The sequence below is a fragment of the Bradyrhizobium sp. BLXBL-01 genome, assembly GCF_051853025.1.
Lineage (GTDB): Bacteria > Pseudomonadota > Alphaproteobacteria > Rhizobiales > Xanthobacteraceae > Bradyrhizobium.
The window spans coordinates 1,530,913-1,544,464 of the sequence record NZ_CP182471.1 but is presented as its reverse complement, the minus strand read 5'-3'; the positions used below and the strand labels follow the sequence as shown (position 1 = coordinate 1,544,464).

11 protein-coding genes and 1 pseudogene are annotated in these 13,552 nt (G+C 64.4%); 5 read left to right on the top strand and 7 right to left on the bottom strand.

Annotated elements, in window-relative coordinates; translation table 11 throughout:
* Positions 1-63: 63 nt before the first annotated feature.
* Positions 64-1,748 (bottom strand): annotated as a pseudogene (locus tag ACNJYA_RS07270) (methyl-accepting chemotaxis protein).
* Positions 1,749-1,998: 250 nt separating this feature from the next.
* Here ACNJYA_RS07270 and ACNJYA_RS07265 point away from each other — a divergent pair.
* From ACNJYA_RS07265 to ACNJYA_RS07245, 5 genes are all read left to right on the top strand, one after another.
* Positions 1,999-3,042 (top strand): C-terminal binding protein, encoded by a 1,044-nt coding sequence (locus ACNJYA_RS07265; protein ID WP_439402302.1) that lies wholly within the window; start codon positions 1,999-2,001, stop codon positions 3,040-3,042.
* Between the two features lie 86 nt (positions 3,043-3,128).
* A complete protein-coding gene (locus tag ACNJYA_RS07260; protein WP_439402301.1) occupies positions 3,129-4,469 on the top strand; it encodes an ABC transporter substrate-binding protein in 1,341 nt (446 codons plus the stop codon).
* A gap of 133 nt (positions 4,470-4,602) precedes the next feature.
* Positions 4,603-5,559 carry a carbohydrate ABC transporter permease gene (locus ACNJYA_RS07255; RefSeq protein WP_439402300.1) on the top strand — a complete coding sequence of 319 codons (957 nt, stop codon included), beginning with the start codon at positions 4,603-4,605 and terminating at the stop codon, positions 5,557-5,559.
* A complete protein-coding gene (locus tag ACNJYA_RS07250; RefSeq protein WP_212254314.1) occupies positions 5,552-6,454 on the top strand; it encodes a carbohydrate ABC transporter permease in 903 nt (300 codons plus the stop codon). The genes ACNJYA_RS07255 and ACNJYA_RS07250 overlap by 8 nt, the downstream gene beginning before the upstream one ends.
* Positions 6,455-6,538: 84 nt before the next feature.
* Positions 6,539-7,894: an esterase-like activity of phytase family protein gene (locus ACNJYA_RS07245; protein WP_439402299.1), complete on the top strand. Its 1,356-nt coding sequence runs from the start codon at positions 6,539-6,541 to the stop codon at positions 7,892-7,894.
* Positions 7,895-8,013: 119 nt separating this feature from the next.
* Here the strand turns inward: ACNJYA_RS07245 and ACNJYA_RS07240 are convergent, their stop codons facing one another.
* The 6 genes from ACNJYA_RS07240 to ACNJYA_RS07215 all read right to left on the bottom strand — a co-directional run bounded on the left by ACNJYA_RS07240 (position 8,014) and on the right by ACNJYA_RS07215 (position 13,501).
* On the bottom strand, positions 8,014-8,844 hold the full coding sequence (locus ACNJYA_RS07240) for a TonB family protein (RefSeq protein WP_439402298.1): 831 nt from the start codon (positions 8,842-8,844) through the stop codon (positions 8,014-8,016).
* Entirely contained in the window at positions 8,844-9,284 is a 441-nt protein-coding gene (gene exbD, locus ACNJYA_RS07235; protein WP_172784711.1) for a TonB system transport protein ExbD, read from the bottom strand. Before exbD ends, ACNJYA_RS07240 begins: the two co-directional genes overlap by 1 nt.
* Positions 9,285-9,287: 3 nt before the next feature.
* On the bottom strand, positions 9,288-10,064 hold the full coding sequence (gene exbB / locus ACNJYA_RS07230) for a tonB-system energizer ExbB (protein ID WP_439402297.1): 777 nt from the start codon (positions 10,062-10,064) through the stop codon (positions 9,288-9,290).
* A gap of 26 nt (positions 10,065-10,090) precedes the next feature.
* Positions 10,091-10,600 carry a heme utilization cystosolic carrier protein HutX gene (gene hutX / locus ACNJYA_RS07225; RefSeq protein WP_439402296.1) on the bottom strand — a complete coding sequence of 170 codons (510 nt, stop codon included), beginning with the start codon at positions 10,598-10,600 and terminating at the stop codon, positions 10,091-10,093.
* 29 nt (positions 10,601-10,629) lie between these two features.
* Positions 10,630-10,965 (bottom strand): antibiotic biosynthesis monooxygenase family protein, encoded by a 336-nt coding sequence (locus tag ACNJYA_RS07220; RefSeq protein WP_035998838.1) that lies wholly within the window; start codon positions 10,963-10,965, stop codon positions 10,630-10,632.
* 136 nt (positions 10,966-11,101) lie between these two features.
* A complete protein-coding gene (locus ACNJYA_RS07215) occupies positions 11,102-13,501 on the bottom strand; it encodes a TonB-dependent hemoglobin/transferrin/lactoferrin family receptor (RefSeq protein ID WP_439402295.1) in 2,400 nt (799 codons plus the stop codon).
* Positions 13,502-13,552: the final 51 nt, after the last annotated feature.

Below are 13,552 nucleotides of genomic sequence, written 5' to 3'. Positions count from 1 at the left end.
GAATCAAAAGAAAAGGTGGGCACGACGCTTCGCGTCTTTGCCCACCCTACGAATACAGCGCACTTACGCCGCGCGGACCTTGGCGAGGAAGCCATCCACGGCATTGCGCAGCGCGCCGGACTGATTGTCCAGCTCGCGGGCGTTGCTGAGCACGTCGGTGGCCGCGCTACCGGTCGCTTCCGCGGCCGAGGTGACGCTGCCGATATGGGCGTTGATCTCGCTCGATCCGGCCGCGACCGACTGGATGTTGCGCGCAATCTCGCGCGTCGCTTCGCCCTGCTGCTCGATCGATGCGGAAATGCCGGCGGTGATCTCGCTCATCTCGGCGATCGTCTGGGTGATGCCGGAGATGGCCGCCACCGCGTCGCTGGTCGAAGTCTGCATCGCCGCGACCTGGGCGGAGATCTCTTCGGTCGCCTTCGCCGTCTGGTTGGCGAGCGCCTTGACCTCGAGGCGACCACGGCGAAGCCGCGCCCGGACTCGCCGGCCCGCGCCGCCTCGATGGTGGCGTTGAGCGCGAGCAGGTTGGTCTGCGCCGCGATCGAGTGAATGAGCTTGACCACCTCGCCGATCTTCTCGGCTCCGGTGGAGAGCTCCTGCACCGTGGCGTTGGTGCGCTCGGCATCGGTGACGGCACGGCTCGCAACTTCAGTCGAGCGCGTGACCTGGCGAGAGATTTCCGCAACCGAGCTCGACAGCTCTTCGGCGGCGGCCGCAACGGTGCCGACATTGCCGGACGCCTTCTGCGAGGCGGCACCGACGGTCGCCGCGCGCGAAGAGGCGTCGCTGGCGGTCGCGGTCATCGATTGCGCCGTGGTCTGCATGCCGGCTGCGGCCGAAGAGACCGAGCGGACGATGCCGTTGACGCTGCGCTCGAAGTCGTCGGCGATCTCCTCCATGGCGCTGCGGCGTTCCGCCGCGGCGCGTTCCTTGGCGTCCGCCTCGGTCCTCTCGAGGTCGCGGATGCGGACCGCGTTGTCCTTGAAGATCTGGACGGTCGCCGCCATCGCGCCGACCTCGTCGCCGCGTCCGACGCCGGGGATTTCGCCTTCGAGCTTGCCGTCGGCGAGATCCTTCATGCGGGTGCCGAGCCGGGCGAGCGGAGCACTGATGCTGCGGCCGATCAGCCAGGCGACGCTGCCGGCAACGATGACGATGCCGAGCACCGCCAGTCCGAGCAGCCAGTAGACCGGGCCCATCTTGGCGTCGATGTCGTCGAGATAGGCGCCGGTGCCGAGATACATGTCGAAGCCGGGCACCGCGACGGCGTAACCGATCTTGCGGATCGGCGTTTCCTGGCCGGGCTTCATATATTCATAGTGAAGCAGAATCTCGCCGTTGGCCTTGACGCCGTTCATCAATTCCAGCGACAGCTTGCGGCCGTTGGTCACGACGTCCATTCGGTTGGTGCCGATCACCTTCGGATCGGGCGCGAGCTGGGTGAGACCGTCATAGGACGTGCCGAACAGGTAGCCGGCACCCTTGTCGTAGGTCATCGCGTTGCCGTAGCGGCGAAGCTCGGCCATCGCGGCGTCCTTCGTCATCTCGCCGGCATCGACGCGCTTCTTCAACGCGGCGGCATAGTTGCGCGCCAGCTCGACGATCGCCTTGGCCTGGTCGATCCGCGCATTCACCATCTCGCGCTTCATCAGGTAGCCGGCGAGAACTCCGGAGATGCAGAGGCCGAACAGCGTGACGCCGACGAGAATGCCAAGCTTCGGCGCGATCTTCAGATTGCTCAACTTCACGGGTTAGCTCCGGCAATAATGGTACGGGCGCACGACGAGATCGATCAAATTCGAATCAAGGTTTAGTGGCGGAGCCCTTAGCAAGTTACTTACGTACCTCCGTAAAAGCCCCGACCTTTGCTCGGAAAAGCGGAAAGATACCTCGCTCGCGACAACCATGAATTGTACGCACCCGCCCCGATTTCGCGTAAAAGACGCAAAGGCCCGTCACGAAGGCGGGCCACGACAAGAAACCAATCGGGAGCAGAGAATGCCGAAATACAGGGTGCTGACGCCGAAGGGTGCGAGCTTCACGGTCGCGGGCAGCGATTATTCCTATGAGCGCGAGGCGCTCGATCCGATCGATGCCGAGATCGTCGAGGCGCCGGCCGACGAGGCCGGGTTCATCGCCGCCGCGAAAAATGCCGACGCGATCTACGCCAAAGGCATCCCGATCACCAAGTCGATCATCGACGCACTCGAGAGCTGCAAGGTCATCACGCTCGGCTCGGTCGGCGTCGACAGTGTCGACGTCAAGGCCGCCACGGCCCGCGGCATTCCGGTCACCAACATCCCCGACACGTTCATCGAGGAGGTCGCCGACCACGCCATGATGCTGCTGCTCGCGGGCTTCCGCCGCCTGGTCGAGCAGGACCGCATGGTGCGCGACGGCCGCTGGGCCGAGGGCCGGCCGGCGCTGCTCAAGATCCCGAGGCTGATGGGCCAGACGCTCGGCTTCGTCTCGTTCGGCCGCGTCGCGCGCGCGGTTGCGAAACGCGCAGCGCCCTTCGGCTTGCGCATGATGGCCTACGACCCCTTCATCCAGGAAACGCTGATGTACGACCACGGCGTGATCCCGGCGACGCTGAACGAGGTGCTGTCGCAATCCGACTTCGTCTCGATGCATGCCCCTGCGCGGCCCGAGGTGCACCACATGCTGACCGAGAAGCACTTCCGGCAGATGAAGAAAGGCTCGATCTTCATCAACACCGGCCGCGGTGCCACCGTCGACGAGGAGAGCCTGATCAAGGCGCTGCAGGAGGGCTGGATCGCGCACGCCGCCCTCGACGTGCTTGAGAAGGAGCCGCCCTCGCACAACAATCCCCTGCTCGGCATGGAGAACGTGACCCTGACCGCCCATGTCGCCTCTGCCTCGGCACGGTTCGACGAGGCGCGCAAGCGCCGGGTGGGCTACGAATTGTCACTGGTGCTCCAGGGCATGTGGCCGGTAAGCTGCGTCAATCCGTCGGTGCTGCAGAACACCGCGCTCCGCCGCTGGCAGCCCGTCAGCATGGACCGCGGGCCGAACAGCTAGGCGGGCGGCGCAGCAAGCGCCGACGACCGAAACGGCCCTTCACCGGCGATCAACGCCGGGAAGGGAGACATCATAGGGAGGAACTGATGAGGAACGACATCACACGTCGTGATGCCTTGGCGCTGGGCCTGTCCGCTGCAACGCTCGCGGCCACCGGTGCTGCAGCGCAAACATCCAATATCAAGGCTGCCGACGTCACGGCACCCAAGCTCGAGATCGAAAAGGGCGCGTCCTTGCGCATGCTGCGCCCGGTGCGCTTCGTCCAGGCGGACGAGGACGTGTTCCGCGCCAATGCCGCAAAGTTCACCAAGGACACCGGGGTCGAGGTCAAGGTCGACTTCGTCGGCTGGGAAGACATCAACCAGCAGACCGCGGTGACCTCGAATTCCGGCGCCGGCCCCGACATCATCATCGGCTTCTCCGACGCGCCCCATATCTACATCGACAAGCTGATCGAGCTCACCGACGTCGCCGACTATCTCGGCAAGAAGTATGGCGGCTGGCTGCCGCTGGCGCAACGCTACGGCAAGAAGAACAAGAGCGAATCCTGGATCGGACTGCCGTTCGGCGCCACCGCGGGTCCCCTGATCTACCGCAAGTCGGTCGTGCAATCGGTCGGCTTCGACAAGGTTCCGGAAGACCATGCCGGCGTGGTCGACCTCTGCCGCAAGCTGCACAAGGCCGGCAAGCCGGCCGGCTTCGCGCTCGGCAACGCCAAGGGCGACGGCAACGGCTTCGCCAACTGGGCGCTGTGGTCGCACAACGCCTCCCTGCTCGACGAGGAGGGCAACGTCACCATCAACAGCAAGGAGACGATCGCTGCGCTCAACTGGGTCAAGGAGCTGTATCCGACCTTCATCGCCGGCACGCCGTCCTGGAACGACGTCAGCAACAACCGGGCGTATTCCTCGCAGGAGATCGCGCTGACGGCCAACGGCGTCTCGCTGTACTTCTCGCTGAAGAACGATCCGGCCACCAAGGCCATCGCCGAGGACAGCGAGCATCAGCTGCTGCCCAAGGGCCTGGCCAAGGTCTCGCCGATGGCGGGCCTGACATTGAACGCCATGGTGTTCAAGCACAGCCCGTACCCCAACGCCGCCAAGGCCTTCCTGCAATACATGCTGGAGAAGGACCAATACGAGCCGTGGCTCAATGCCAATTCCGGCTACTGGTCCCAGCCGCTGGCCGCCTATGCCGAGGCTGCCGTGTGGTCGCAGGATCCGAAGGTGAGCCTGTTCAAGAACACGATGAACAGCACCTACTATGACGGCTACAAGGGGCCGATCTCGACGGCGACCGGCGCGGTCAGCGCCGATTACGTGCTGATTCAGATGTGCGCGTCCGTCGCCACCGGCGCTGCCACGCCGGAAGCCGCGGCCGCCGAAGCCGAGCAGCGCTGCAAGCGCTACTTCCGACGGCAGAAGTGACGGCCGATAGGCCGTCATTGCGAGGAGCCCTTGCGACGAAGCAATCCAGACTTTCACCGCGGAAGCAGACTGGATTGCTTCGCTTCGCTCGCGATGACGGCGTGTTGAATTTCAAGAACAGGACAACACACTAATGTCCGTGACCACCCTCTCCTCCGCCGCACTGGCACAACGGCAGCCGAACTGGATCGTGCGGCTGTTCGACTACAAGCCGTTCCTGATCGCGATGTGCCTTGCGCCCGCGCTCGGGCTGCTCTCGGTGTTCCTGACCTACCCGCTCGGCCTCGGCGTCTGGCTCGCCTTCACCGACACCACGATCGGCCGGCGCGGCATCTTCGTCGGGCTCGAGAATTTCCAGTACCTGCTGACCGATCCCTTGTGGTGGAACGCGGTATTCTACAGCGTGTTCTACACGGGGGTGGCGACCGTCGGGAAATTCGCGCTCGGCTTCTGGCTCGCCCTGCTGCTCAACAACCATTTCCCGTTCAAGAGCCTACTGCGCGCCATCGTGCTGCTGCCCTGGATCGTCCCGACGGTGCTCTCGGCGCTGGCGTTCTGGTGGATCTACGATCCGCAGTTCTCGATCATCTCGTATCTCCTGGTCGACGTTCTGCACTGGAAGTCGAGCAATATCGACTTCCTCGGCTCGCCCTGGCCGGCGCGCTTCTCGCTGATCGCCGCCAACATCTGGCGCGGCATTCCCTTCGTCGCGATCTCGCTGCTGGCGGGCCTGCAAACCATCTCGCCCTCGCTCTACGAGGCCGCAATGCTCGACGGGGCCAGCGCCTGGCAGCGCTTCCGCTACATCACCTTCCCGATGATGATGCCGATCCTCGCCATCGTCATGACGTTCTCGATCATCTTCACCTTCACCGACTTCCAGCTGGTCTACGCCATCACCCGCGGCGGCCCGGTGAACTCGACCCACCTCTTGGCGACGCTGGCGTTCCAACGCGGCATCGCCGGCGGCGAGCTTGGGGAAGGCGCGGCGATCGCAGTGTCGATGATCCCGTTCCTGGTGTTCGCGACGCTGTTCTCCTATTTCGGCCTGGCGCGCCGCAAATGGCAGCAAGGAGAGGCCAATGACTGACACCGTCGCACAAGGCTCCACGGTCGCCGACGCGAAGGCGCCACCCGACACCATGGCCTGGGATTCCGGGCTGCGGCGGCTGATGATGATCTACCTGCCGCTCGGTTGCTTCGTGCTGATCCTGCTGTTTCCGTTCTACTGGATGGCGATCACCTCGTTCAAGCCGAACGCGGAGCTGATGAACTACCGGGACAACAACCCGTTCTGGATCTCCTCGCCGACGCTGGCGCACATCAAGCATCTGTTGTTTAACACCGCCTATCCGCAATGGTTGAAGACGACGATGCTGGTCGCGATCGGCTCGACCACGCTGTCGCTGATCGCGAGCACACTGGCGGCCTACGCGATCGAGCGCCTGCGCTTCCGCGGCAGTCCCTATGTCGGCCTCGGCATTTATCTCGCCTATCTCGTGCCGCCGTCGATCCTGTTCATTCCGCTCGCGACCGTCGTGGTGCAGTTCGGCCTGTTCGACTCGCCACTGGCCCTGATCCTGGTCTATCCCACCTTCCTGGTGCCGTTCTGCACCTGGCTCCTGATCGGCTATTTCAAGTCGATTCCTTACGAGCTCGAGGAATGCGCGCTGGTCGACGGCGCCACGCGCCTGCAGATCCTGCGCCGGATCACGCTGCCGCTCGCGGTGCCCGGGCTGATCTCGGCCGGCATCTTCTCGTTCACGCTGTCCTGGAACGAGTTCATCTACGCACTCGCCTTCATCCAGAGCGGCGCCAACAAGACCGTGCCGGTCGCGATCCTGACCGAGCTCGTCACCGGCGACGTCTATCAATGGGGCGCGCTGATGGCGGGATCGCTGCTCGGCTCGCTGCCGGTCGCGATCTTCTACTCGCTGTTCGTGGATTATTACGTGTCATCGCTGACGGGGGCGGTAAAGGAGTAGACGAAGCTGCGGCCTTTGGCCCGGCTTCACAATCCTGCAACATGCGATCCGCATAAGCGTTGCGTCCGCCAACAGGAGACGCACATGCGCGCGACTTTTCTTTGCACCGTCGCCACGATGATTCTCACCGCGAGCACCGCGCTCGCGCAGAGCGAGGGCGAATTCCCCGCCAAGCTCGCCGGCCACGTGGTGATGCCGGCTGAATCGTTCATCGAGGCGCCGGCCGATGCCCCCGCCGATCTCAAGGCGGCGGGCAAATATACCACCGGCAAGCGGGTCGACGCGCCCGGCACCGTCATGGGCAAGTCCTTTGAACGTCCGACCGGCGTGTCGCTGCCGTTCAAGGGCCAGCCTCTGCAGGGCCATTCCGGCATCAAGACCATGCCCGACGGCACGTTCTGGGTCCTCACCGACAACGGCATGGGCGCGCGCGCCAACTCGCCGGATTCGATGCTGTACCTCAACCGCTACAAGATGGATTGGGCCAGCGGCAAGATCGAGCGGCTGGAGACCATCTTCCTGCACGATCCCGACAGACGCGTGCCGTTCCGCATCGTGCATGAGGACACCCAGAAGCGCTATCTCACCGGCTCCGATTTCGACACCGAAGGCTTCCAGATCGTCGGCGACACCTTCTGGATCGGCGACGAATTCGGCCCCTATATCCTGAAGGCGGACAAATCCGGCAAAATCCTCGGCGTGTTCGACACGGTGGCCGACGGCAAGCCGGTGCGCTCGCCCGACAATTGGGCGGTGGGAACGCCGGCCGCGCCGGGCGCGACCTACACCAACGTCAATCTCCGCCGTTCCAAGGGCTACGAGGGCTTCGCCGCGTCGAAGGACGGCAAGTTCCTCTACGGCCTGCTCGAGGGACCGCTGTGGGATGCCGAGAAGAAGGATTGGGAGAAGGTCGACGGCAAGGAAGCCTCCCGCATCCTCGAATTCGACGTCGCCGCGGAGAAATTCACCGGCCGCTATTGGCAATATGTGTTCGAGCAGAACGGCAACGCCATCGGCGACTTCAACATGATCGACCAGGCCTCCGGCCTCGTCATCGAGCGCGACAACGGCGAAGGCACGGCCGACAAGGCCTGCCCGCAAGGCCAGCGCGGCGAGAACTGCTTCCCCGACCTCGCCAAGTTCAAGCGTGTCTACAAGATCGAGCTGACCGACGCCAATGTCGGCAAGCCCGTGCGCAAAATCGGCTATATCGACCTGATGAAGATCAGGGATCCCGACAAGAAGGCGAAGAAGCCGCTCAACGAGGGCGTCTACACCTTCCCGTTCTTCACCATCGAGAACGTCGATCGCGTCGACGACACCCACATCATCGTCGGCAACGACAACAACCTGCCGTTCTCCTCCAGCCGCGATCCCAACAAGGCCGACGACAACGAATTCGTGCTGCTCGAGGTCGCGGATTTCCTGAAGGCGAAGTGAGCGCCCCACCCTCATTGTCATCGCCCGGCTTGACCGGGCGATCCAGTACGCCGCAGTAGTGAATCTCGCTGCCTCTGGAATACTGGATACCCCGCCTTCGCGGGGCATGACACCGAGGGCTACCTCACCGTAAATGCCACCGGAATCGTGAAGTTCATCGCGCCGTTCTTGATCTCATCCGGGATCGGCGGGAACGGCGAGGCCTGGCGGAGCATGGACATCGCCTGGGCGTCGAAGGCGGCGATGCCGGACGCACCACTGAGGCGGCTCGACGTCACCTGCCCGCTGCGGCTGATGGTGAAGCTGAGCCTTGCAACGCCGCGCTGGCCGCCGCCGCCGGCCGGATAGGAATGGAAGCGCATCAGATGCGCGCGAACGCGTTGGTTGAAGGATGCGACCGCGGCGGCCGTCGCACCCGCACTCATGGCGGATGCCATGGGCGCCTCACGCTCGGCGCGCGGCGGTGCGCTGGTGCGCGGCGCCGGAATTGCGTCCGACGGCCTCTTTGCCTCACGTCGAACCACCTTCGGCTTCTCCTGCGCGGGCTTTTCGACCGGCACGATTTTCGCCGGCTCGGGCCTGGCGGGCGTCGGCTCGAGCTTCTGCTCCGGCGGCGCGACCACCTCCGGCCTTTCCTGCGGCGGCGTCGGCGCGATGGTCTCCTCGACGGCCTGCCGCTGCACCGGCTCCGGCGGCGAGGCATCCGCCTCCTGCATCAGCGGCCCCGGCGCGACGTCGTCCAGCGTCGACTGCGGCGCCGATGTCACCGGCGACATGTCGACCATGATCGCGGGCAGGCTGACGCCCTGCTCGGGTTGCGTCCTGAGCCAGCTCATTGCAAGCAGCGCGGCGGCGACATGCAGCGCCACGATCACGCCCGCCGAAAGGCCCCAGCGCGCGCCGTCGCGCTCGCCGAGCGGCTCGTGCAGGGCGAAGGCATTCGCGGCCATCAGCTGCGTCCGTCGAGGCCGACAAGGGCGACCTTGAGATAGCCGGCGTTGCGCAAGGTGTTCATCACCTCCATCAGCTCGCCATAGGAGACGGCCTTGTCGGCGCGCAGATAGATGCGCTCGTCCTTGCGGCCCTTGGTGGCGGCATCGAGCGAGGTGCTGAGCACGTCGCGAGCGACGATATCCTCACCGACCGCGATCGAAAGGTCCGGCTTGACCGTGACGAAGACCGGCTTGTCGGGCCGTGGTGCCGGCTCGGCCGCCGTTGCCGGCAGATCGACGCCGATGTCGACGGTGGCAAGTGGCGCCGCCACCATGAAGATGATCAGGAGCACGAGCATCACGTCGATGAACGGCGTGACGTTGATCTCGTGCGTGACCTCGAGCTCGCCGGCATCGCCGCGCGAGCCGAGCTTCGATGTCCCGAGCCTGGCGGCCATGACCTACTCCGCCGCTCGCGCCAGACGGAAATGGCCGTGGTCGCGCTGGCGGCTCACCAGCAGCATGAGCTGCGCCGAGGCGTCGCCGAGCAAAGCGCGGTAATTGGCGATGCCGCGGACGAGGTGATTGTAGATCACCACCGCCGGAATCGCGGCGACGAGACCGAGCGCGGTCGCGAGCAACGCTTCGGCGATGCCGGGCGCGACCACCGCAAGACTGGTGGTATGGCTCTCGGAGATGCCGATGAACGAATTCATGATGCCCCAGACGGTGCCAAACAGACCGACGAACGGGGCGATGGCGCCGATGGTCGCGAGCACGCCGGTGCCGCGCGCGATCTGCCGGGCCATCGCCGCCTCGACCCGTTCCAGCCGCAACGCGATGCGCTCCTGCAGGCCGTCATCGACGATGCCGCCGGAGAGCTCGGCCTCCCTGGCGCAGGACTGGATCAGCTGCGCGACCGCATCGCGCGCGTCGCCGGTCCGTGCGCATGCTTCGGCCAGCGTCATGTTGCCCTCGAGGGCACGTGTCCGCTGCACGGCGAGCGAGGCCTTGCGGCGGAGCTCGACGGTCTTGGCGAGCCACACCGTCCATGTCACCAGCGAGGCGATGGCGAGGCCGACCATCACGACCTTCACGACGATGTCGGCACCGAGAAACATGCCCCAAGGCGACAGATTGCGCGGCAACAGCGCCGCGTCGATCGCGAAGGCCGGAGCCGGCGCGAGAGCCAGCGCGATTGCTGGGACCACATGCCGAAGCCTGGACTTGCTCTGCATCCTGATCTCCCGACCGTTGAAGCAAACTAGAGTGCGGGCGCGATCCGGTCCGCAAGCTGCCGGAACCGTGCCAGCTGATCCGCCCGCAGCGCCCTCGTCTCGTCGCGGCCGACGAAGACCTTGAACATGATGCCGCCGTCGGCGTTCACGAAGGCGACGAAGGCCGACATCTTGCCCATGAAGGGCCGCTCGACGAAGGCAATTCCTGCGCAGCGCTCGTGGCGGAGATGACCGTGCAGGCCCTTCGGCTGCATCAGGTTGAAATAGCCGCGGCCGACCTCGCCCGCAGGGATCGATCCCGTGAACTCGAAGATCGCGTCATCGGTGTGCACGATCAGCGTCACCTCGCCCCATTCCGAAATGTCCTGCATGGCGGCGGGGAAATGCTCGCCGCCTCCCATGCGCACCATGGACGGCGGCAGCGCCTCGATCACCGCGCGCGGGGTGACCTTGCGCTCGCGCGCAACGTCCTCGACCACCGCGCCGGGATTGTCGGCCATGTACGCCTTGAGATCGGCGAGTTCGGTGCTCAGCATGTCCGGCTTCCCTTCGTGATCGGCCGCGATCAGGCCGCCGCGCTCGCCTTGCGCTCGGTCATGATGACCTCGAAGCCTTCGAACTTCGGATGACCGAGATAGAGGCTCTCGCCGGTCTTGTTGTCGGCGCGCGCATGAGCGCGGCGGAATTCCTCCGAGCGCGTCCAGGCCTCGAAGGCCGCCTTGTCGACCCACACGGTATGCGAGGAATACAGCGTGTGGTCCTCGGCGACCGGCCCCTTGAGCAGATGGAATTCGACGAAGCCCGCCATGCTGCCGAGATAGGACTCGCGGGTCCGCCAGACGGTTTCGAACGCGGCTTCCGAGCCGGGCTTCACCTGGAAACGATTCATAGCGATGAACATTCGACTTTTCTCCTGTGACTTGTAGATCGGCAATTGCCGATCGGATCTTTCATGACGGATCGAAAGCCACGCTGACGCATCAGCGTGGCTTTCGAGATCAGCTCGGCATCCCTGGAGAGAACCTCCGGTGTCTCCCTCAGGTGCCGCCAAAGTGGTACTTGAGACCTCCCTTGATCACGAGCCCGGCACCGGCGCTCGCCCACTTCACGTCATTTTGCGTGTCACCCGTGCTACCGACCGGAATGGCGTACGGCCGATAGTAGCGGTTGAAGAGGTTCTCGACCGAGAAGTTGAGCGTGAGATCGCGCGTCGGGTGATACTGCGCGTAAAGATTGACGAGATCGTACGACGTCGCCGGCGTGTAGGTCCTGGGGATGTCGTAGTTGGCGATTGCCGACGTCCACATCATCGAAAGGATGAGGGTGCGGTCGAGCAGACGCACGCCGGCCGTCGTCGTGATCTTCTGCGGCGGAATGCTGTAGAGGCCGAAGCCGGTCTGGAGATTCTTTCCGCTCTGATAGGTCCCGGAGAGGCCGAAGAACCACAGGTTCGCGTCATACATCGCCTCGGCCTCGACGCCTTGAATAAGCGCGGACGCCACGTTCTGATACTGCAGGAACGGAAGCACCGTGATCGACGGTGCCGGTGGCGGCCCGGTCGGGACCACGAGCGGGTTTCCGTAAGCGACCTGATCGATGAAGTCGCTGATGTCGTTGCGGAACACGTTGATCTTGCCGCGCAGCGTGTCGCCCGCCGTGAAGAGATCGTTCTTCTTGATGTTGAAGCCGATCTCCTTGTTCTTGCCGATCTCGGGGCGCAGGTTTGGATTGGGCACGAAGCAGAAGGTCGAATCCGCGCCCGGTCCCGGCGTGCCCGACGGACAACGGAAGAACGAGTCGTTGACCGTCGCGCCGGCATGTGGCCCGCTCACCAGCGTCTCCGTGATCGAGGGCGCCCGATAGCCTTCCGCGTAGCTGGCATAGGGGGTCACCACAGCGGTCGGAACGAGAGCAACGGTGATCTTCGGCGAGAGGCGATCGCCGCCCGACGACGACGACGACGCCGAGGAAAGCTGATAATTGTCGTAACGGAGCGCACCGATCACCTCGAGCATCGAGGTGTAGTTCGCCCTCCACTGCACGAAGCCGCCCGATACTGTGCGCTGACCGCCGGGGGTCGTGACCTCGGATGTACCGGTCCTGTCTTGAGATGACACCTTGTCCTGGAACGCATCCAGACCGTAAGTCACCGCGTGGCGCCAGCTTCCCGTTTCGAAGCGCGTCGTGTTGTGCACATCGATGCCGATTGTATCGAGCAGGTATCCGCGATTGCTCCCGATGCATCCCGAGACGGCGTTGCCGGGCACGCCGCCACAATAAACGGAGGGCGTCGCAGTGGTGTGCCGGGTCTTGATCTGGTCGTTCTCGGTGCGATTCCAGTAGATCTTGGCATCCCAGTCGAACCACTGATCGTCCGGCTGCGCGTATTTCCAACCGAGCGTCGTGGTGTAATTCTTCACGTTGGACGCGTAGATGGATGTGCCGCTCAGATTGTTTGTGCCGTTCGCATTGGTCGAATTGGGATCGCCCGCGCGCCGCGGTGGTTGGCCCACACTGAAGATGTCCTCCTGGAAGATGGCGCCGAGCTTGACTTCGTGGCCGTCGGCCGGACGAACCGTCAGCTTGGCGATGCCGCTACTCAGACGGTTGCCAGTGTTTGCGACTTCATAGCCAGTACCGTCCTTGTAGCTCTCCTGCGTCGAATAGGTACCCCCTGCGAACACGTCGACATTGGGATTGACGTGAACACCGCCAAAGGCGGATCCGAGTGCGCGTCCGTAGTTGCTGCCGAGGATGGTTTTCACGTCGACGCCCCAGCGCTCTCCCACGCGGACAACGTCCTCGATGTCCTTGGTGCGGAACGAGGCCACGCCGCCGATCGCACCGGAGCCGTAGATGTTCGCGGTCGGCCCGCGCACGATGTCGATGCCGCTGATCAATTCCGGATTGAGGAAGAACGAACCATTGGCGAAGTGACCGGTGCGCTGGTAGTTCTGCCGCGCGCCGTCGACCACGACGGCAACGCGGCCGAAATCCTGGAGGCCGCGAATGTTGATCGAGGTGGCCGGATCATCGCCGCGATTCTGAACCCAGACGCCGGGCAAGTTGTATATGAGATCGCCGATGGTGCTGGCTTGGCGGGCTTCGATCTGCTCGGACGACACCACACTGACCGGCGCCAGCGCGTCGACGGCGCGCTCTTCCGTCTTGGTCGCCGCAGCCGTGATGGTGTCGAGCACCTGAACGGGTGCCGTGCTGCCAGCCTGGGCGCGCGCATTCAGGGCGTCAGGCGTCGGCTGCTGTGCGACTTGCGGCTTCGCAGGCTTGCGCTTGGCCTGTTTCGGTCGTTCGGAGGACGCGTTTTCACTCTGCGGCGATGCGGTCTGCGCGAGACTGCCTTCCGCCGTCATTGCCGCAATTGAAACCACCGACGCGCCCAAAATCAGGGCGCGCGCAAACCTAGCCCCGTCAGCCATATCAGCCCCAGCCTGCACTTCACTTTAGTTTTTGATGTCGTCTGGCTGGCG

What these genes read in the sequence shown, in the direction of transcription:
- ACNJYA_RS07250 (WP_212254314.1), top strand. Translation starts at nt 5,552, where the DNA reads ATGACTGACACCGTCGCACAAGGCTCCACGGTCGCCGACGCGAAGGCG.
- ACNJYA_RS07240 (WP_439402298.1), bottom strand. Translation starts at nt 8,844, where the DNA reads ATGGCCGCGAATGCCTTCGCCCTGCACGAGCCGCTCGGCGAGCGCGAC.
- ACNJYA_RS07220 (WP_035998838.1), bottom strand. Translation starts at nt 10,965, where the DNA reads ATGTTCATCGCTATGAATCGTTTCCAGGTGAAGCCCGGCTCGGAAGCC.
- ACNJYA_RS07260 (WP_439402301.1), top strand. Translation starts at nt 3,129, where the DNA reads ATGAGGAACGACATCACACGTCGTGATGCCTTGGCGCTGGGCCTGTCC.
- hutX (WP_439402296.1), bottom strand. Translation starts at nt 10,600, where the DNA reads ATGCTGAGCACCGAACTCGCCGATCTCAAGGCGTACATGGCCGACAAT.
- ACNJYA_RS07215 (WP_439402295.1), bottom strand. Translation starts at nt 13,501, where the DNA reads ATGGCTGACGGGGCTAGGTTTGCGCGCGCCCTGATTTTGGGCGCGTCG.
- ACNJYA_RS07265 (WP_439402302.1), top strand. Translation starts at nt 1,999, where the DNA reads ATGCCGAAATACAGGGTGCTGACGCCGAAGGGTGCGAGCTTCACGGTC.
- exbB (WP_439402297.1), bottom strand. Translation starts at nt 10,064, where the DNA reads ATGCAGAGCAAGTCCAGGCTTCGGCATGTGGTCCCAGCAATCGCGCTG.
- ACNJYA_RS07255 (WP_439402300.1), top strand. Translation starts at nt 4,603, where the DNA reads ATGTCCGTGACCACCCTCTCCTCCGCCGCACTGGCACAACGGCAGCCG.
- exbD (WP_172784711.1), bottom strand. Translation starts at nt 9,284, where the DNA reads ATGGCCGCCAGGCTCGGGACATCGAAGCTCGGCTCGCGCGGCGATGCC.
- ACNJYA_RS07245 (WP_439402299.1), top strand. Translation starts at nt 6,539, where the DNA reads ATGCGCGCGACTTTTCTTTGCACCGTCGCCACGATGATTCTCACCGCG.